The sequence below is a fragment of the Pseudonocardia sp. Ae505_Ps2 genome (genome assembly GCF_001932425.1).
Classification (GTDB): Bacteria; Actinomycetota; Actinomycetes; order Mycobacteriales; family Pseudonocardiaceae; genus Pseudonocardia.
Genome location: NZ_MCIP01000001.1, coordinates 2,873,626 through 2,892,582, shown reverse-complemented (window position 1 = coordinate 2,892,582; position 18,957 = coordinate 2,873,626). Strand labels below are relative to the sequence as shown.

The 18,957-nt window shown below is 74.7% G+C and carries 16 protein-coding genes; 15 read left to right on the top strand and 1 reads right to left on the bottom strand.

Translation table 11 applies throughout. From position 1 onward, the window contains the following. From Ae505Ps2_RS13880 to Ae505Ps2_RS33400, 13 genes are all read left to right on the top strand, one after another. A complete protein-coding gene (locus tag Ae505Ps2_RS13880) occupies positions 1–1,596 on the top strand; it encodes an amidohydrolase (RefSeq protein WP_139318787.1) in 1,596 nt (531 codons plus the stop codon). Positions 1,597–1,762: 166 nt separating this feature from the next. Then, positions 1,763–3,412, top strand: coding sequence for an ABC transporter substrate-binding protein (locus Ae505Ps2_RS13875; RefSeq protein WP_075554231.1), 1,650 nt, complete (start codon positions 1,763–1,765; stop codon positions 3,410–3,412). Further along, positions 3,409–4,275, top strand: a complete 867-nt coding sequence (locus tag Ae505Ps2_RS13870; protein ID WP_075307839.1) for an ABC transporter permease — start codon at positions 3,409–3,411, stop codon at positions 4,273–4,275. The genes Ae505Ps2_RS13875 and Ae505Ps2_RS13870 overlap by 4 nt, the downstream gene beginning before the upstream one ends. Then, positions 4,272–5,360 carry an ABC transporter permease gene (locus Ae505Ps2_RS13865; protein WP_198932138.1) on the top strand — a complete coding sequence of 363 codons (1,089 nt, stop codon included), beginning with the start codon at positions 4,272–4,274 and terminating at the stop codon, positions 5,358–5,360. Before Ae505Ps2_RS13870 ends, Ae505Ps2_RS13865 begins: the two co-directional genes overlap by 4 nt. Positions 5,361–5,367: 7 nt before the next feature. Continuing rightward, positions 5,368–6,066 (top strand): alpha/beta hydrolase, encoded by a 699-nt coding sequence (locus Ae505Ps2_RS13860; protein WP_075307841.1) that lies wholly within the window; start codon positions 5,368–5,370, stop codon positions 6,064–6,066. Then, a complete protein-coding gene (locus tag Ae505Ps2_RS13855) occupies positions 6,063–7,070 on the top strand; it encodes an ABC transporter ATP-binding protein (protein ID WP_198932137.1) in 1,008 nt (335 codons plus the stop codon). Before Ae505Ps2_RS13860 ends, Ae505Ps2_RS13855 begins: the two co-directional genes overlap by 4 nt. Before the next feature lie 11 nt (positions 7,071–7,081). Continuing rightward, on the top strand, positions 7,082–8,083 hold the full coding sequence (locus Ae505Ps2_RS13850) for an ABC transporter ATP-binding protein (protein WP_233147448.1): 1,002 nt from the start codon (positions 7,082–7,084) through the stop codon (positions 8,081–8,083). Beyond that, positions 8,080–8,844: an amidohydrolase family protein gene (locus Ae505Ps2_RS13845; protein WP_075307845.1), complete on the top strand. Its 765-nt coding sequence runs from the start codon at positions 8,080–8,082 to the stop codon at positions 8,842–8,844. The genes Ae505Ps2_RS13850 and Ae505Ps2_RS13845 overlap by 4 nt, the downstream gene beginning before the upstream one ends. Continuing rightward, positions 8,841–9,302: a hypothetical protein gene (locus tag Ae505Ps2_RS13840; protein ID WP_198932136.1), complete on the top strand. Its 462-nt coding sequence runs from the start codon at positions 8,841–8,843 to the stop codon at positions 9,300–9,302. The genes Ae505Ps2_RS13845 and Ae505Ps2_RS13840 overlap by 4 nt, the downstream gene beginning before the upstream one ends. Positions 9,303–9,328: 26 nt before the next feature. Next, positions 9,329–10,141 carry a creatininase family protein gene (locus Ae505Ps2_RS13835; protein ID WP_139318788.1) on the top strand — a complete coding sequence of 271 codons (813 nt, stop codon included), beginning with the start codon at positions 9,329–9,331 and terminating at the stop codon, positions 10,139–10,141. 22 nt (positions 10,142–10,163) lie between these two features. Continuing rightward, a complete protein-coding gene (locus Ae505Ps2_RS13830) occupies positions 10,164–10,802 on the top strand; it encodes a cyclase family protein (protein WP_075307848.1) in 639 nt (212 codons plus the stop codon). Next, on the top strand, positions 10,799–12,295 hold the full coding sequence (locus Ae505Ps2_RS13825; protein ID WP_075553677.1) for a gamma-glutamyltransferase: 1,497 nt from the start codon (positions 10,799–10,801) through the stop codon (positions 12,293–12,295). Before Ae505Ps2_RS13830 ends, Ae505Ps2_RS13825 begins: the two co-directional genes overlap by 4 nt. 106 nt (positions 12,296–12,401) lie before the next feature. After that, positions 12,402–15,101, top strand: a complete 2,700-nt coding sequence (locus tag Ae505Ps2_RS33400; RefSeq protein ID WP_075553676.1) for an aminotransferase — start codon at positions 12,402–12,404, stop codon at positions 15,099–15,101. A gap of 51 nt (positions 15,102–15,152) precedes the next feature. On the opposite strand, the gene Ae505Ps2_RS13815 is transcribed toward Ae505Ps2_RS33400, so the two are convergent. Then, entirely contained in the window at positions 15,153–16,808 is a 1,656-nt protein-coding gene (locus tag Ae505Ps2_RS13815; RefSeq protein ID WP_020628368.1) for an FAD-dependent oxidoreductase, read from the bottom strand. Positions 16,809–16,973: 165 nt separating this feature from the next. Between Ae505Ps2_RS13815 and Ae505Ps2_RS13810 the strand changes: the two genes are divergently transcribed. Then, entirely contained in the window at positions 16,974–18,128 is a 1,155-nt protein-coding gene (locus tag Ae505Ps2_RS13810; protein ID WP_020628369.1) for an aminotransferase class I/II-fold pyridoxal phosphate-dependent enzyme, read from the top strand. 202 nt (positions 18,129–18,330) lie between these two features. Next, positions 18,331–18,930, top strand: coding sequence for a sigma-70 family RNA polymerase sigma factor (locus Ae505Ps2_RS13805; RefSeq protein WP_051050517.1), 600 nt, complete (start codon positions 18,331–18,333; stop codon positions 18,928–18,930). Positions 18,931–18,957: the final 27 nt, after the last annotated feature.

Sequence of the window (18,957 nt, the reverse complement as noted above, 5' to 3'; positions counted from 1 at the left end):
GTGGGTGCACTGCTGGTCGTCGGTGACGTCCGCACCATGGACCCGGCCCGCCCACGGGCCGGCGCGGTGGGGATCCGGGGCGACCGGATCGTCGCGCTCGGGTCGGTCGACGAGGTACGGCGCGAGCTGGGCCGGGGTCGCGTCGTCGAGCACGACGCCGGCGGGTTCGTCCTGCCCGGGTTCGTCGACAGTCATGTGCACGTGCTGTGGGCCGGACGGGCGCAGGAGCGGGTCGGCCTCGACGATGCGACGAGCATCGCCGAGATCGGGCACCGCCTTCTCGCGCACGACGCCCGCCACCCCGGTACGGGCTGGATCGAGGCCGAGGCCGGTTTCGACCCCGGGGACCTGGCCGAGGGCCGGCTGCCCACCGCCACCGACCTCGACGCCGCCGTGCCGCACCGTCCGGTCCTCCTCGACCGCAAGGGGCACGACGCGATCGTCAACACCGCGGGTCTGCAGGCTGCCGGGATCGATGCCACCACCCCCGACCCGCCGGGCGGGCGGATCGAGCACACCCGCGACGGCCGGCCGACCGGCCTGCTCGTCGAGCATCCGGCCGCCGATCTCGCACGCGCCGCGATCGGCGAGCCGGACGACGCGCGTCGCGCGGGGTGGATCGAGACCGGCACCCGTCTGCTGCGCGGGCACGGGTTCACCGGCGTGATGGACCCGGCCGTCGGCCCCGGCGAGCTCGCCGCCTACGCCGCCGCGGCACGTTCCGGGCGCCTCGCCACGCGGGTGGTGGTGATGCCGCTGGGCGACGACCACCTCGACGACGCCGCGCTGCAGGCCGCCGTACGACGGTCCGGAGTCGCCGGCGCCGATCCCGGCCGGCTGCGGGTGGGCCCCACCAAGCTGTTCCTCGACGGCGGCGGATCCCTCGGCACGGCCTGGCGGTCGACCCCGTGGCCGGGCACCGACGGCTACACCGGCAACCGGACGCTGAGCGTCGAGGCGCTGCGGACACACTGCCGGAGCGCCGCGGCGGCCGGGCGGGGGGTCGGGATCCACGCCGTCGGCGACGCCGCCGTCGACCTCGTGCTGGACGCGCTGGAGGAGGTCGACCGGCGGACACCGGTGGCCGGTCTGGGCTTCCACCTCATCCACGCCTACCTCGAACCGAGCGCACGGGCGATGCGGCGCACCGCATCGCTGGGGGTGGCCCTCTCGGCCCACCCTGCTCTCTGGTGGAACGCCGGGGCGTCCGTCGTGGACCGGCTCGGCGAGGCGGTGGCCGCCCGGTCGAACCCGCTCCGTTCCTGGATCGACGCCGGGGTGCTCGTCGGAGGCGGCTCGGACGGGCCCGGGCCACCGCTGTCGGCGCTGCACGGCATGTGGCAGGCGCGCACCCGGAGGATCCGCGGATCCGAGCACCCGGTCGGCCCCGGCGAGGCCATCACCGCCGAGGAGGCGCTGGCCCTGTTCACCACCCGGGCCGCGGCGGTCGCCGGCCTCGACGGGCTCGGCCGGCTACGGGTGGGCGGACCGGCCGATCTCGCCGTGACCGACGTCGACCCGCTGGGGCCCGCCGGCCCGCTGCCCGGGGGACGCGTCCTGGCCACGGTCACAGCAGGTGCGCTCCACGTTCCGTGACACCGCATGCGCGCGCTGCACCGCACGTGGTGCACGCCATGCCCTCCGCCCACCCGTTCATGACGACGTAAAGGAACGGAAACAGGTCCCGACCTAGACTTCAGCCGGGATACCACTCGTAGTGTTTTGGATCCACGCCACCGACACGTCCTCCGAGGAGATCGCGATGCCGCCCACCACCCCGACCGATCGGCGGCAGCTGTCGCGCCGCAGCCTCTTCCGCGGTGCGGGCGCGCTCGGTCTCGGCGTCGGCCTGACGAGCCTGCTGAACGCCTGTGGCGTGGCCTCCCCGGGAGGGGGCGGCGGGGGCACGGCGGGAGGCACGCTCACCGTGGGCACCGACGCGACCAGCGGGGTGTTCGACCCGGCGTTCTACACCACCCTCGGCGATTGGATGGTCGTCGACTCGGTCTGCCGCGGACTGACCTTCTGCGACTTCACCGATCCCGAGCCACGACCGGACCTGGCCGAGAGCTGGACCGTCTCCGAGGACGGGCTGACCTACGAGTTCGCGCTGCGGCAGGGGGTGACCTTCCACGACGGGACGACCTTCACCTCCGCCGACGTGCTGGCCAGCCTGAACCGTCAGCTGAACGCGGACGACCCGACCCTGCCCGACGGTGCCTCCCGCCCGTTCCAGAGCCTGGGCCGCAACCTCGTCTCCCTCGACGCCCCGGACGAGCGGACCGTACGCATCGTCCTGCATGGCCCGGACGGCACGCTGCTCGCCCGGCTGTCCGACATCGGGGCGCGCGTGATCTCGAAGGCGGCTCTCGACCGGCACGGCGCCGACATCGGCAAGAACCTGGTCGGTACGGGCCCGTTCCGCCTCACCGCCGCGACCGCCGGGCAGTCGGTCACCCTCGAGGCCTTCGACGGCTTCACCGGCGGGCGGCCGCCGGTCGACCGGGTGGTCATGCAGCAGGTCCAGGACTCATCCACGATGATCGGCTCGCTGATCAGCGGAGCCGTCTCGGTCACCCAGTTCACCCCGTACTCCGCGGTCGGGCAGCTGCGGGCGAACGACGCGGTGACCGTGCACGACACGCCCTACTGCTACGACGCGATGCTGCTGATGGACGTCCGCCGACCGGCACTGGCCGAGCTCGGGGTGCGTCGGGCGATCAACCTCGCGATCGACCGGCAGGCCATCCTGGACCAGGCCTTCTTCGGAGTGGGCACCCTGCCGGCGGGGTATGCGGTACCGCCGTCGATGCCGGGCCACGACCCGTCGCTGGCGGACCTGAGCCGGACCGACGTCGCCGAGGCCCGCCGGCTGATCGAGGCGGCCGGTGCGGTCGGCCGCGAGGTGCGGCTGATGGCGGCCAGCGACACCTGGCACCCGCGGGCCGCCCAGGTGATCGCCCAGAACCTCACCGACATCGGCCTGAGGGTGGTCTCCGACTCCGTCGACCCGGCCGCGTTCTTCAGCCGCGTCATGGACACCGACGACCCGTACCACGAGATCATCGTGTGGGAGCGCAACTCCTATGTCCCCGACCCGGACAACACGGTCGGGAACATGGCCGTCCCGCGGGGCGTGTACGGATCGAGCGCCACCGGTTTCGACACCCTGCCCGGCACCGCGCGATTCACCGAGGACACCGTCGCCGCCCGGAACATGCCGATCGGGCCGGAACGCACCGCCGCCTACTCGGCGATCCAGCGCCGCTGGGCGGAGGACTTCATGGTGCTCTCGATGCTGGTGCACTCCACGAACCTGGTGGTCACCGGCGCGAGCGTGAGCGGTGTGAACGTCAACGCCCTCAGCACCCACCGCTGCTTCCTCGAGGACGCGAGCGTGAGCGGCGCATGACCGCGCCGGCCGTCGGCGGCACGGGCACCGTGCGGCGCGGGGCACGGCGCCGGTTCGCCCGCACACCGGTCGCAGTCGTGTCCTGGGCACTGGTCCTGGCCTACGTGCTGCTCGCGGTGGCCGGTCCGCTGCTGGTGACCGGTGACCCGCTGCGCCAGTCGCCGTCGGCGTTGCTGCCGATGGGGTCGCCGGGGCACCTGCTCGGGACCGACGACCTCGGCCGCGATCAGCTGGTACGGCTGGTGCACGGTGCGCAGCCGCTGCTCATGGTGGCCCTCGCCGCGACCGCGCTGGCGACCGTCGTCGGTGTCGCGATCGGGCTCGCCGCCGGCTACCTCGGGGGCCGGGCCGAGCAGCTGCTGATGCGGCTGACCGACGTCGCGCTGGCGTTCCCGTCCGTCCTGCTGATCATCCTGCTGGTCGCCGCGGCGGGGCCCGGCACGTCCAGCCTGGTCGTCGGCGTCGGCATCGCGCTGGCCCCCGGGATCGCCCGGCTGATGCGGGCGCTCGCGGCGCGCGAGTCTGCGCGCGACCACGTGCTCGCCTCCCGGATGGCCGGGACGGGCGGGCTGCGGATCGCACTCACCGAGGTGCTTCCCGGAACCGTCGGACCGCTGCTGGTCCAGGTGCTCACCACGCTGTCGGTGGCCGCCGGGTTCGCGGCCGGCATGTCCTATCTCGGGCTCGGCATCCAGCCCCCCACCCCGGACTGGGGCTACATGGTCCAGTCCGGTCAGGAGTTCCTCTACACCGCGCCGTCGCTGGTCGTGCTGCCGGCGCTGGCCACCCTGGTGTTCGTGGTCGCCTGCAACTTCGTCGGCGACGACGTCCGCGACGCGCTCGACCGGAAGGGGACACCGTGAGCGCCCCGACCACGACGACGACCCGACGGGCGCGCCCCGCCGTCCGGCCGGGAGGCTCCGGGCTGACCCGGCTGATCGTGCGCAGGCTGCTCGCCGTACCGGTGGTGCTGCTCGTCCTGGCCACCCTGGTCTTCCTGGCGATGCGGCTCATCCCCGGCTCGGCGGCCACCGCGCTCGGCGGCGCCGGCGACGGGCTGTCCTCGGAGCAGATCGCGCAGAACCAGCAACGGATCGCCGAGTCGCTCGGGCTGGACCGGCCGCTCCTGGCCCAGTACCTGACCTACCTCGGCGACCTGGTCCGGCTCGACCTGGGCAGCTCGTTCTTCGGCGGGAACGACGTGCTCGGCCTGCTCGGCGCCGCGCTCCCGGCCACGCTCGAACTCACCGTCGCGGCGATGGGCATCGCCGTCCTGATCGGCGGGGTCACCGGCCTGGTCGCCGCGGTGTACCGCGGGACCTGGATCGACACCCTGATCCGGGCGGTCGGCACGGTCAGCTTCTCGTTGCCCTGGTTCGCCCTCGGTGTGCTGTCCGTCGTGGTGTTCGGGGTGTGGCTGGGCTGGCTCCCGGTCCTGGGCCGGCTGCCGAACTCGCTGGGCTACGAGCCGACGACCAACATCGTGCTGCTCGACGCGATCCTCCAGAACCGCCCGGATCTCGTCCTGCCCTGGATCGCCCATCTGATCCTGCCGGCCACCACGCTCGCCCTCTCGATGGCCGGCTTCATCACCCGCATCGTCCGGGCGTCGGTCCTGGAGGTGCGCGGCGAGGACTTCGTGCGCACCGCCCGGATGAAGGGCATGACCGAGAACGCGATCCTGCTCCGGCACGTACTGCGCAACTCGGCGCTGCCCATCGTCACCGTGCTCGGGCTGCAGTTCGGCTCGCTGCTGGGCGGCGCGGTCATCACCGAGACGGTCTTCGCCTATCCCGGTGTCGGCGGCATGGTCGTCGCCGGGGTGCTGCAGCGCGACTACCCCGTGGTGCAGGGCGCCGCGCTGGCCATCGCCCTGCTCTACACGCTGGTCAACCTCGCCGTCGATCTCTTCTACCTGGTTCTCGACCCACGTCTGCGGAAGGGATGAGTCACCCGTGCGGATCCTGCTCGTGCACGGCGCCGGCGGTACGCCGGCGACCTGGGACGCCGTGCTGCCGGAGCTGCGGCGCCGCGGCCACGACGTCACGACGGTCACCAACCCGATGACGTCGTTGACCGACGACGTCGCCCACACCACCACCGCCCTCGACGCGCTGCAGGCACCGGTGCTGCTCGTCGGCCACTCCTACGGCGGGGCGGTGATCACGAACGTCGGCCGGGACCCGCGGGTGGCCGGGCTCGTCTACATCGCCGCGTTCGCCCCGGACGCCGGCGAGACCGTGCAGCAGATCGTGGAGCGTTACGACCCCGCGCCGGTCTCGGCGCACATGCGGCGCGGGCCGGACGGCGAGTGGCGCTCCGAACGCAGCGCGGCCTACTGGGCCGAGATCGGCTGGGACCTCGGCCCGGAGCTGCGCGCCGGCCGCATCGCGGAGAACCGGGTCGCCGACAGGAAGATCTTCGAGGAGCCCACCGGTGAGCCGGCCTGGCGCGTGTTGCCGAGCTGGTACCAGGTCGCCGACGGCGATGCGACCCTGCTCCCGGCCGCCCAGCGGGACATGGCCGCGCGGGCCGGCGCCACCACCAGCTCGGTCCCGGGCAGCCACTTCTCCCCGCTGGTGCACGCCGACGAGGTGTGCACGGTGATCGGGACGGCCGTCGCGGAGCTGACCGGCGTCCGGAGCGGACCGTGACCGGGCCGCCGGAGACCGTCATGCGGATCCGTGACCTGCGCGTCGGCTTCGACACCCCGGACGGCCGGCTGCCCGCCGTCGACGGTGTCGACCTCGACCTGCGCCGCGGCGAGATCCTGGCCCTGGTCGGGGAGTCCGGCTCCGGCAAGTCCGCGTTGACGATGAGCCTGGTCGGGCTCAACCGCGGCCCGCGCACGCACGTGAGCGGGCAGGTCGAGTTCGGGGGCCGCAACCTGGTCGAGGCGAGCGAGGCCGAGTTGCGCGAGGTCCGTGGCCGCGACGTCGCCGTCGTCTTCCAGGACTCGCTGGCCGCGCTCAACCCGCTGCACCGGGCGGGCGCACAGGTCTCGGAGATGCTGCGGCTGCACCAGCCGCTGCGCCGCGCAGCGGCCTGGGAGCGCGCCGAGGAGCTGCTCGACGACGTCGGCATCGCCAACCCCGCACGCACCGCCCGGTCCTACCCGCACCAGCTCTCCGGCGGGATGCGTCAGCGGGTGATGATCGCGACCGGGCTCGCCAACGAGCCCGCCGTGCTGATCGCCGACGAGCCGACCACCGCGCTCGACGTCACCATCCAGGCCCAGGTCCTGGAGCTGCTGCGGCGGCTGCGCGCCGAGCACGACTCGTCGATCGTGCTGATCACCCACGATCTCGGCGTGGTCGCGGAGGTCGCCGACCGGGTCGCGGTGATGTACGCGGGCCGGGTCGTCGAGCACGGCACCCGCGACGAGGTGCTGCGCCGGCCCCGCCATCCCTACACCGTCGGGCTGCTCCGATCGGTCCCGCGGATCGACGGCCCGCCGGCCGAGTCCCTGTTCGCGATCCCCGGCGCCCCGCTGACCGGGGTCGACCGGCCGGAGGGGTGCGCGTTCCGACCGCGCTGCGCGGACGCCGTCGAGGAGTGCGGAACCCGCCCGCCGCTACGGCCCCGAGAGCCCGGCTCGGGACACCTCGACGCCTGCGTACGCGAGCCGGCGACCGCCGGGAACGGGGGTGCCCGGTGAGCGTGCCACTCGTGCGTACCGAGAACCTGCAGGTCTCCTACCGCGACGGCGGGGGCCGCCCGGTGCGCGCCGTCGCCGGGGTGGATCTCGACATCCTCGAGGGCGAGACGCTGGGCCTGGTCGGCGAGTCCGGCTGCGGCAAGTCGACGCTGGGCCGGGCGCTGCTGCGTGCGGTCGATCCCTCGGGCGGTCGCATCCACTACCGGGGGCGCGACATCACCGACCTGACCAGCACCCGGATGCGGCCGCTGCGCGGGGACATGCAGATGGTGTTCCAGGACCCGTTCGGTTCGTTGAACCCGCGACGCACGGTCGCCGACATCGTCGCCGAACCGCTGCTGCGGGCCCGCGGCATGTCCCGGGGTGCGGCCCACGAGCGCGTCGGCGAGCTGCTGGAGCGGGTCGGGCTGGGACGGGCCGCCGGGAGCAGGCGCCCGCACGAGTTCTCCGGTGGGCAGCGGCAGCGGATCGGCATCGCCAGGGCGCTCGCGCCGTCGCCGCGATTCGTCGTGGCCGACGAGCCGGTCTCGGCGCTCGACGTCTCCATCCAGGCCCAGGTGATCAACCTGCTGACCGGGCTGACCCGTGACGAGGGCCTCACCCTGCTGTTCATCTCGCACGACCTGGGCGTGGTCCGCCACATCGCCGACCGGATCGCGCTCATGTACCTCGGGCAGATCATCGAGGTGGCCCCGCGGGGGGCGTTCTTCTCCGCACCCGCGCACCCCTACGGCGAGGCGCTGCTCTCCGCGGTACCGGTGCTGGAACGGACCCGGGAGCGGATCGTGCTGTCCGGCGAGCTGCCCGACCCCGCCGCCCCGCCGTCGGGGTGCCGCTTCCGGACCCGCTGCCGGCACGCCGTCCGGCGCTGCGCCGACGAGGAACCCGCCCTGCGGCCGATCGGCGAGGGCCGCTCGGTCCGCTGCCACCTGCCACTGCTCGACCTCACCCCACCCGTCCCCGGCCCGGCCGCACCGGCCGGCTCCGCCCCCAGGAGGCCCGTCCACCCGTGATCATCGACGCCTACAACACCACCCAGGACGTCCGGGGCCGCTCCGACTACCTGACCGGCGCCCGTCCCGGCCAGGCGCCGCCGCCGTACACCCCGTTCGACCCGCAGCGGATCCTGGACCGGATGGACGCCGCCGGCGTCGACATGGCGATGGTCTGCTCGCTCGCCCAGCGGATCGAGAACGACTTCCTCGTCGAGCTGGTCGGCAAGCACCCGGACCGGCTGATCGGGTTCGGACAGGTCCGCCCGCAGGACGACGACGCGCTGGAGGAGATCGAGCGGATCGCCGCGGCCGGGCTGCGGGGGCTGAAGCTGCATCCGAGCATGCACGGCTACCACGTCGCCGACCACGGGCTGCTCGACCCGGTGTTCGACCTCTGCGCGCGGCTCGGCCTGCCGATCCTGATCAACGCCCTGGACGACGCGTTCTGCGCGCCCCTGGCGATCGAGGAGATCGCCAAGGACCACCCCGGGGTCCCGACGATCATCGCGCACATGGGGGCGGTGTGGAACGTCCCCGAGGCGATCATCGTCGCGGAGCGGCGTGCGCACGTGTACCTGGAGACCTCGGCGACCCTGGTCTCCGACGTCAGGCGGGCCTACTCCCGGCTGGGCCCGGAGAAGATCCTCATGGGCAGCGAGTGGCCCGGCTCCGACTTCGACCTGGAGCGGATGAAGATCGCCAAGGCGATCCCCGACGACGACGACCGGGCCCTGGTCGAGGGCGGGAACTACGCCCGCCTGCTCGGACTCGGCCGATGAGCGCCGCCGCGTCCGCCGCACTGCTGCGGGTCACGCCGCCCGCCGAGATGACCGCCGCCGATGCCGCGCTGCTCGACACGGCCCAGGCCCAGCTCGGCCGGGTCGTCGTGCCCGGCCGGCACGAGGTCGCCTCCGCGCTGCGCGCCGGTGACGGCACGGTCCACACCGGAGTGCACGTCGAGGGCTCCTGCCGGCGCAGCTCGGTCTGCGCCGAGGGCGTGGCGCTGGGTGCCGCCCGGGCCGCCGGGGTGTCCCTCGCGACCGTCGAGGCCGTGGTGTCGGTGCAGGTCAAGCCGGCGGACCGGTTCCGGATCATCGCCCCGTGCGGGGTGTGCCGGGAGCTCATCAGCGATTACGCACCGGACGCGCGGGTGTGGCTGACCCGCCCGGACGACGACGCCGTCGTCGTCCGCCGAGCGCTGGACCTGTTGCCCGAGAAGTCGGACCGGCGTTGGTGAGCGCCGGCGAGGAGAGGACCGTTCCCGTGATCACTGCACCACCCCTGGGGCCCGAGGTCGCCGGACTCGCCGCCGAGCTCGGTGGCACCGGATCCCCGGTGCTCTGGGACCGCATGACGTGGCCCGAGGCCGAGCAGGCGGTCACCGGGGCCGACTCGGTGATCATCCCGGTGGGAGCCACCGAGCAGCACGGGCCGCACCTGCCGCTGGCCGTCGACTCGATGATCTGCGAGGCCGTCGCGCACGGGGTCTCGGCGCTGACCGGCGTCCCGGTCGTGCCGACCCTCACCTACGGGGTGTCCGGCTCGCACGGCGGGTTCGGCGGGACCGTCTCGGTGCGCCCCGAGACGATGATCGCCCTGGTCGAGGACCTGGTCGACTCGCTGTACCGCGCCGGGGTCCGCCAGTTCGTGCTGCTCAACGGCCACATCTGGAACAACGGTTCGCTCGACGTGTCCGCCGAGAAGCTGCGGGTCCGACACGGTGACGCCCGGGTCCGGGCGCTGGGCTACGTGACGATGTACCCCGGCCCCGAGGTCGACGGACACGTCACGTACGGCCGCGGCCTGATGCACGCCAACTTCTTCGAGACCTCGGTGATGCTGCACCTGTTCCCGGACCTGGTCCGGATGGAGCGCGCGGTGTCCCACCGCGACGTCGACTCGTTCTGGGACTACCGGATGGACCAGGTCAGCGACACCGGCGTCTGGGGCCGCGACGTGGCCGAGGCGAACGCCGCGCAGGGCAGCGCCGAGTTCGACCGCTGCGTGCGCACCACCGCGGCCGCGGTGTCGGCCGCCGTGCGCGAGCCGTGGCCGGACCCGTCGCACCGTCCCTGATCGTCCCGGAGGAGAGACCGTCATGAAGATCTACGACATCACCCTGCCCATCCACCCCGAGATGCTGCACTGGGGCCGCAAGCCCGAGGTCGAGGTCGTCGAGTCACTCGCGGCCGGTGACGCCTCGAACGTGACCCGCTGGCGGATCGGGGCCCACACCGGCACCCACGTCGACGCGCCGGCGCACTTCGTCGACGGGGCGACACCGATCGACCAGGTCTCGCTCGACTCGCTGGTCGGGCAGGCCGTGGTGGTCGACATGACCGGTCTGACCGCCGACGTCACCGCCGCGGACCTGGAGGCCGCCGGCGTGGCGGGCGAGAGGCGGATCCTGCTCAAGACGTCCAACTCGGCCGGCATCCTCAAGGAGACCGAACGGGCGCCCAGCTGGATCGGGCTGGCACCGGACGCCGCGACGTGGCTCGTCGCGCACGGCGTCGAGCTGATCGCGATCGACTACCTGACCATCGAGGGCCACTCGCGGACCGACAGCTGGGACGTCCACCACGAACTGCTCGGCAACGGCGTGCTGATCCTCGAGAACGCCGATCTCGACGCGGTCGAGCCCGGCCGCTACGAGCTGGTCTGCCTCCCGGCGAAGCTCGCGGGCGCGGACGGCTCGTTCACCCGCGCCATCCTGATCGAGCGGGATCGGGTGTGACGACCCGGGTCGCGATCGCGGCACCGCACGTCGCCGGGGTCGACGCGGCGCGGGCCGTCACCGGCCGCGGCGGTGGCGCGCTCGACGCGGTGATCGCGGCCGCGGCAGCGCTGACGGTCGCCTATCCGCACCAGTGCTCCGTCGGAGGGGATCTCGTCGCGGTGGTGCGGCCGGCGGGCGGAGCCCCACGCGCGGTGCTCTCCGTCGGTGCGGCGCCGGCCGGGCTCGACGTCGGCGGGCTGCGGGCCGCCGGCCCACGGATGCCACCCGGTGGCCCGCTGTCGGTGACCGTGCCGGGCTGCGTCGCGGGCTGGGCCGCGGTGCACCGGCTCGGCGCTCGCCTCGACCTCGCCGAGCTGGTCGCACCGGCGGTCGAGCTCGCCCGTCGCGGCGTGGGCGTGAGCGCGGGACTCGCCAGGGCGATCTCCCGCCGCAGCGCCGTCGTCGAGGCCGATCCCGGCCTGTCCGCGCTGCTGCTCGACGCCGCCGGCCGGCCACGGGGGCTCGGCACGACGATCACGCAGCCGGCACTCGCCGCCACCCTGACCGCCGTCGGCGCCGGGTGGCGCACGTTCTACACCGGCGCGGTGGGTGCCCGCCTGGTCGCGGGCCTGCGCAAGCTCGGCTGCCCGCTCACCACCGACGACATGGCCGCCCACGCCGCCGAGGACGGCCCGGCCCTGTGCCGCGACGCGCTCGGCGCGACCTGGTCGGTGGCACCGCCGCCGAGCCAGGGGGCGTCGTTGCTCGCGATGCTCCGGTCGGACGAGGACCGACTCACCACCGCCCGCCGGGCGGAGCTGGCGCGCGACACGCTGCTCGGTGACCCACGGGGCGGACCGATCGACGTCGCCGGCCTGCTGCTGGAACGGGAACCGGCCGGGACGCCGGTCGCCCCCGGCCCCCGACCGGCCGGGGACACCGTCGCCATCACGGCCGTGGACGACACGGGTACCGCGGTCTCGTTGATCCAGAGCGTCTACCAGAGCTTCGGCGCCGGCATCCTGGAACCGGAGACCGGTGTCGTCCTGCACAACCGCGGATCGGCGTTCGCCCTCGACCCGGCGCACCCCGGAGCGGTCCGGCCCGGACACCGCCCCCCGCACACCCTGTGCCCGGTGCTCGCCGAGCGCGGCGACGACGTCGTCGCGCTCGGCTGTCAGGGCGGCCGAGCGCAGGCGTGGATCCTGGCCCAGACCGCCGAGGACGTGCTCGGCACCTCCGATCCGGCCGGGGTCCTGGCACGCCCGCGCTGGGTGATCGGATCACGCGACCTCGGCCGGGAGCGGCCGTCACTCGTCCTGGAGCCGGGCGTCCCCGACGCCGAAGGGCTGTCCGCCGCGGCCCGTGCGCTGTCACTCGACGTGGACACCGTGCCCGAGCTGCACGACGACGCGGGACACGTGCAGGTCGCACGCCTGCGGGCCGGGGTGCTCGATGCCGCGAGCGACGTGCGTGCCGACGGCGCCGCCGACGTTCTCGGTGGTGGCTGAGGGCTCGGATCACGGTCGCGGGAGGGCCACTGGACCGCCCGGTACGGCGTCGGCGACGATCGGTTCCCACAGGATCCGACGACGACCCGGAAGGCGGCACCCGACGGTGCGACTCGACCCCACGACGGCGGCCGGCAGCGACTCCCCCATCGGCGCGGCGCTGGCGCTCGCCGGTGAGCGGGACCCGGCCCGGAACGCGACGCACCCGCTGCTGGACCTGTCGCAGGCCGCGCCGCCGTACCCGCCGGCACCGGAGGTCGTCGAACGGGTGGTGGAGGTGGCCCGGGACCCTGCCCTGTCCGGCTACGCGCCGGTGCCCGGCATCGCCCCGCTGCGCCGCGCGGTCGCCGAGGAGCTGGCGCGCGACTACGCCGGGGACGTGACGCCGGACGACGTCGTCGTGACGGCGGGCTGCAACCAGGCTTTCGCCGTGGTCGCCGACGCCCTCGCCGGGCCGGGCGACGAGGTGATCTCGCCGCTGCCCTACTACTTCAACCACGACATGTGGCTGCGCATGCGTGGCGTCACCCCGGTGTACCTGGAGCCGGACGCGGACCTGGTTCCCCGGGCCGCCGACGCCGCAGCCCTGATCACCCCGCGGACCCGGGCGATCGTGCTGGTCAGCCCCGGCAACCCGAGCGGGGTGACGGTGCCGCCGGAGGAGATCGTCGCGTTCGCCGAGCTGGCGCGCCGCCACGATCTCGCGCTGGTCGTCGACGAGACCTACCGCTCGTTCCGGCCCGACGCGCACGCCCCCGCGCACCCGCTGTTCGCCGACCCGTCGTGGCGCTCGACCGTGGTCAGCCTGCACTCCTACTCCAAGGACCTGGCCATCCCGGCGTACCGGGTCGGGTCGGTGATCGCGGGTCCCGAGCTGCGACGCCAGGTGCTCAAGCTGCTCGACTGCGTCGCCATCTGCGCACCGCGGGCCGGACAGGAGGCCGCGGTGGCCGGGCTCACCCGGGCCGGGGCGTGGCGGGCCGACCGGGTCGCGGAGATCGCCCGGCGACGGGAGTGGGTCGGGTCCGCGCTCGCCGACCGGCCGGGCGGGTTCGAGATCGCCGCGCTCGGCGGCTTCTTCGCCTGGGTGCGCCACCCGTTCCCGGACCGCCCGACCCTCGACGTCGTCCGGACACTGCTGCTCGACCACGACACCCTGACGATCCCGGGCACCGCGTTCCTGCCCGACGACCGGCAGATGCTGCGGCTGTCGGTGGGGCGGGTGGACGAGGCCGCCGCGGCGCTGCTGGCCGAGCGGCTCACCGAGGCCGGGCGGCGGGCGGGAGTCGTGACCGGCTGCCCCGGCCGGGGGCCTCGGCGATCGGCGTGGCCGCGGAAGAGACCCGGGCGCCGCGGTGTTCGGCCGACCATGGACACCGGACTGCGCACCGGCACCGCGGCCGGCCGCTGGGTCATCACGGCCTGCGTGCTCGGCTCGGGCATGGCGATGCTCGACAACACCGTCGTCACGATCGCGCTGCCCCGCATCGCCGAGGACCTCGGCGCCGGTTTCGCGGGGCTGCAGTGGACGGTCAACGGCTACACCCTGACCCTGGCCGGGCTGATCCTGCTCGGCGGCTCACTGGGTGACCGGTTCGGCAGGCGGCGGATCTTCGTGACCGGGGCGGTGTGGTTCGCGCTGGCCTCACTGCTGTGCGGGCTGGCGCCGAGCGTCGAGGTGCTCGCCGCGGCCCGGGCGTTGCAGGGGGTCGGCGGTGCGCTGCTGACCCCGGGCAGCCTGGCGCTGATCTCGGCGTCGTTCCACGGTGCGGACCGGGCGGCGGCGATCGGGGCCTGGTCCGGGCTCGGCGGGGTCGCGGGGGCGCTGGGCCCGTTCGTCGGCGGGACGCTCGTGGAGTGGTCCTGGCGGGCGGTGTTCCTGATCAACCTGCCGCTCGCTGCGGTCGTCGTCGCGGTGGCGGTGCGGCACGTGCCCGAGTCGCGTGACCCCGACGCCGCGCACCGGCTCGACGTCCCGGGCAGCGTGCTCGCCGTCGCCGGGCTGGCGTTGCTGACCTGGGCCGGGACGGCGGCCGGCTCCGGTGCGTCGCCCGGGCTGCAGGTGTGGGGCGCGGGCGTCGCCGGGGTGGCGGCGCTGGTGGCGTTCGCGCTGGTCGAGCGGCGCAGCCGGTCCCCGCTGGTCCCGCCGGAGCTGTTCACCGGCACCGGCGACGCCGGGGACGGGCGCCGGTTCACCGGCGCGAACGTGGTGACGGTGGCCGTCTACGCGGCGCTGGGCCTGCTGTTCGTGCTGCTCGCCGTGCAGCTGCAGATCGTGGCCGGGTTCTCCCCGTTGCTGGCCGGGACCGCGACGCTGCCGGTCACCGTGCTCATGCTGCTGCTGTCGGCCCGCGCCGGGCGGCTCGCGACGCGCACCGGCCCGGCACCGCTGGTCACCGGCGGGCTGCTGCTGGCCGCGGCCGGGATGCTGCTGGCGTCACGGATCGGGCCGGGAGCGGGCTGGTTCACCGACGTGCTCCCGGCGACGGCGCTGGTCGGGCTGGGGCTGTCCGCGGCCGTCGCGCCGCTGACCACCGCGGTGCTCGACGCGGCGGCGGACCGGCACGCCGGCGTCGCGTCGGGGGTCAACAACGCGATCGCGCGGGCGGCCGGCCTGCTCGCGGTGGCGGCCGTGCCCGCCATCGCGGGGATCCGCGGGGACGCCCCGGCCGACCCGGCGTCGTTCGGGCCGGGGTTCACCGTCGCCATGACGATCGGGGCAGGGCTCCTCGCGGTCGGCGCGGCACTCGCCGCCGCCCTGTTGCGGGGTCGCCCCGCGTCTCCGGTCGCAGCTCCGCCCGCCTAGCGGCGACGCGAGGTTCCCGCGGCGACCACCCGGTCACGCCGACCGCGGGGCTCAGCCCCGGACGTCGACCGCGATCAGCTCTGCGGTCCGGCAGGCCAGCGCGACCAGCGCGAGCGTCGGCCCGACCGCCCCGGCCGACGGGAACACCGCACTGGAGGCGATGTGCACGTTCGGCGTGCCGTGCACCCGGCACGCCGGGTCCACGACCCCGCTGCGCGGCGAGTCCGACATGCGCAGCAGGCCCATCTGATGGGTGCCGTCGGTCATGTCCATGTCGTGCACGCGCTCCACGTCGGACAGGTCGACGTGGGCGATCCCGGTCCGCTCCAGCTCCTTGCCGATCAGCGACAGCGAGGTCGCGATCGCCTCCCGGTCGCCGGCGGAGACCCGGTAGTCGACCCGCAGCCGGTGCTGGCCCAGCGCGTCGCGCTCGCGGTCGAGCGTGACCCGGTTCGCCGGGTCGGGGGTCTGCTCGGCGTCGAACCGCAGCCGGCAGTGCGCGGAGTCCAGCGGCATGAACGACGGCAGCCGCCGTTCCCCGGTGATCCGCGGCCGCGCCCAGCCGCGGGCGAACCGCGCCACCCGCAGCGGGTCGGCGGCGACGTTGCGCATGTGGTGGCCGATGTCGGTGGTGTGGCTGTACTGGGCGTGTGTCCCGGCGGCCTTGAACCCGGCACGGAGCTTGCCCAGGCCCCAGTAGGTCAGGGCGAACGTCGACAGCAGCGCGTCGCCGTGCTCGGCGTCCTTCGGGTCGGCGAACCACAGCGCCGCCTTCAGGTTGCCCAACCGGTGGTCGGCCTGGGCCTGCGGGGACAGCGAGAGCATCCGGCGGGCGTAGACGCCGTCGTCGGTGGGCAGGTAGCCCAGGCCCAACGCGCGCCCGGCCGTGGTCAGCTGCAGCCGTCCGACCTCGCCCACCGGGTGGGTCATGTAGTGCCGCCCGACCTGGCCGTACTCGTCGCCGATCCCGGCCCCGGTCCCGGTGCCGCCGTAGCCGTCGGAGGCGAGCAGGATCCGGACCGACTCCAGACCACCCGCCGCGACGACGAAGTGCTGCGCCCGGATCCGGATGTCGCACCCCGGCCGCGGGACGACGACGGCCTCGGTCGCGGTGCCCGACACCGGGTCGCGCTCCAGGCGGGCCACGGTCGCGTGCAGGAACAGCCGGATCCGGCCGGCCTTCGCCATGTTCTCCACCGTCGGCGCGAACGACGTCGGCGGGCTCCAGCGCCACAGGTCGTCCCAGCGCAGGGTGTCGCTGCGGAGCCCGGGCGGGGGCGCCGGGAAGCCCGACTCGGCGGCCGAGTACTCGCAGGCACCGGCGTCGAGGTGCCGCTGGGCGACCGGGTACCAGGCGCGCAGCTCGTCGTGCGGGATCGGCCACGCGGCGCCCGGCATCCACTCGCGGTCGGCGAAGTCGATGTCGTCGAGCGGGGCGCAGCGGCCGCCCCAGACCAGCGAGGTGCCGCCGAGGCGCTTCTGCCGGACGGCGTCGACCGGGTCGTGCTTGCCCCGCCCGCTGATCCCCCGGTAGGTGTCGCGGGCCGTACGGCTCAGGCCCGGGCCGCCACCCTCCAGGACGACGACGCGCAGGCCGCGGTCGGCCAGCTCGGTCGCGGCCGCGGCCCCGGCCGGACCGCTGCCGATCACGCAGACCTCGGCCTCGAAGATGGAGCCGGGGAGCGCGCGCCGGGTGTCGATGAGCATGGAGGGCGGTTCCTTCCGAACGTGGTGCGGTACTGCCGTTGATGGTGCCCCGGCTCCGCTGTGAGGACGCTGTGGCTGCCCCTACCCTCCCGTCCCCCGGTCGTGCCGACCCCGCCCGGTACCGTGTTGCCCGGTTCACACGGTTCGTATCCGGAGGAGCACGGTATGGGACTCGCCGCCATGGCGACGACCGCACGGGGGATGGCCGCGACGGTCCGGGTCCTCGGGCGCGGGGAGCTGGGCCGCTTCACCGGCGGCGACCGCTCGGAGGTCGCACGGTTCGAGTCCGAGCTCGCCGGGTTCCTCGGGACCCCGCACGCACTGGCCGTCAACAGCGGCACCAGCGCCCTGGTCGCGGCGCTGGTCGGCGCCGGGATCGGCCCCGGCGACGAGGTGCTCGTCCCCGCCTACACCTGGGTGTCGACGGCCGCCGCGGCGCTCGCCGTCGGCGCCGTGCCGGTCCTGGTCGAGGTCGACGCCTCGCTCACCATGGACCCGGCCGACCTCAAGGACCGGATCACCCCGCGCAGCCGGGCGGTGCTGCCGGTGCACATGCTCAACCACGTCGCCGACATGGACGCGATCATGGACGTCGCGGCCGCCCACGACCTCGTCGTGATCGAGGACGCCTGCCAGGCCATCGGCGTCACCTACCGGGGGCGCCCGGCCGGGTCGATCGGCCACGCCGGGGCCTTCAGCTTCAACCAGCACAAGAACATCCGCTCCGGCGAGGGCGGCGCCCTGGTCACCCGGGACCCGAAGCTGTTCGAGCGGGCGTCGATGTACCACGACGTCGGCAGCTACGAGCGCGCCGGGTTCGCCGGGGCCGACGCGGACCTGATCGTCGGGGTCAACCTGCGGATGCCCGAGCTGTCCGCGGCGGTGCTGCGGCCGCAGCTGGCCGGGCTGCGTGCGCAGATCGCCCGGCGCAGGCGGCACCGCGACATCATGCTCTCGGCGCTGTCGGACCGGATCGGGCGTGACCTGCAGCCGGTGCCGCACCACGACCCGGCGAACGCCGCCGGGCTGGCGCTGGCCTTCGCGACCCCCGAGGCGGCCGCGGAGTTCGGTGCCCGCCGCGGCGTGCACCGGCTGATCGACACCGGGCGGCACGTCTACACGAACTGGCGCTCGCTGCAGGCCCGCAACCCGCTGCACCCCGGGTTCGACCCGTACGCGGCGAACGGCACCGAGATCGACCACGGCCCCGGCGCCTGCCCGCGCACGCTGGAGATCCTGGCCCGGACCTGCGTGGTCGACCTCGCTCCCGAGCTGCCGACGCCGGCGTTCCGACTGCTCGCCTCCCGCACCGCGGGCTGAGCCGCCCGCGCCCTGCCGGCGGGATCCTCCTCCCCGGCGGGCCACCTCCGGCGACGCCGCGGAACCACTGATCCACATGTCGGACACCCCGCGGCGGTCGCGTCCGGACAGCATTGGCCCGGTCACGCACCGTGTTCCCATGGAGCGGACGGTGACCGGGTCGGGCTTCGTCCCCGAACGGGCGACGGCTACCGTGACCAGCGTGCCCGAACGCCACGACGACGCCACCGTGACGGCGTGGGCGTTGGCCGCGGGGGCCGGTGACACCGCCGCGCTCGCGGAGTTCGTGCGGGCGACCCAGGTCGACGTCCACCGCTTCCTCGTCCACCTCGCCGGCCGCGACGACGCCGAGGACCTCGCGCAGGAGACGTTCCTGCGGGCGCTGCGGTCGCTGCCCTCGTTCGCGGGCCGCTCCACCGCCCGCACCTGGCTGCTGTCGGTCGCCCGCCGGGTCGCCGTCGACGCGGTGCGCACCGCGGTCCGGCGGCCCCGGGTGCGCGACCTCGGCGAGGACACCCAGGACGTGCTGGAGCGCGCGGTGCCCCGCACGGGCGCGCAGGAGGCCGTCCTGCTGCGGACGCTGATCGACGCGCTGCCCGACGAGCGTCGCGAGGCGTTCGTCCTGACGCAGGTCCTGGACCTGGGCTACGCCGAGGCCGCGCAGGTCTGCGGCTGCCCGGTCGGCACGATCCGGTCCCGGGTCGCCCGGGCCCGCGAGGACCTGCTGCGCGCCCTCGGCGAGGACGGCACCGGGACCGCCGGGGCGCCCGCCTCCGGTGTCCGGCGCGCCGCCCGCACCTGAGCCCGCGCCGCGCCCCGGCCCACTCCA

Excerpts from the sequence above, each read along its gene's own strand:
- Ae505Ps2_RS13830 (WP_075307848.1), top strand. The coding sequence starts at position 10,164 with ATGAAGATCTACGACATCACCCTGCCCATCCACCCCGAGATGCTGCAC.
- Ae505Ps2_RS13875 (WP_075554231.1), top strand. The coding sequence starts at position 1,763 with ATGCCGCCCACCACCCCGACCGATCGGCGGCAGCTGTCGCGCCGCAGC.
- Ae505Ps2_RS13870 (WP_075307839.1), top strand. The coding sequence starts at position 3,409 with ATGACCGCGCCGGCCGTCGGCGGCACGGGCACCGTGCGGCGCGGGGCA.
- Ae505Ps2_RS13840 (WP_198932136.1), top strand. The coding sequence starts at position 8,841 with ATGAGCGCCGCCGCGTCCGCCGCACTGCTGCGGGTCACGCCGCCCGCC.
- Ae505Ps2_RS13810 (WP_020628369.1), top strand. The coding sequence starts at position 16,974 with ATGGGACTCGCCGCCATGGCGACGACCGCACGGGGGATGGCCGCGACG.
- Ae505Ps2_RS13815 (WP_020628368.1), bottom strand. The coding sequence starts at position 16,808 with ATGCTCATCGACACCCGGCGCGCGCTCCCCGGCTCCATCTTCGAGGCC.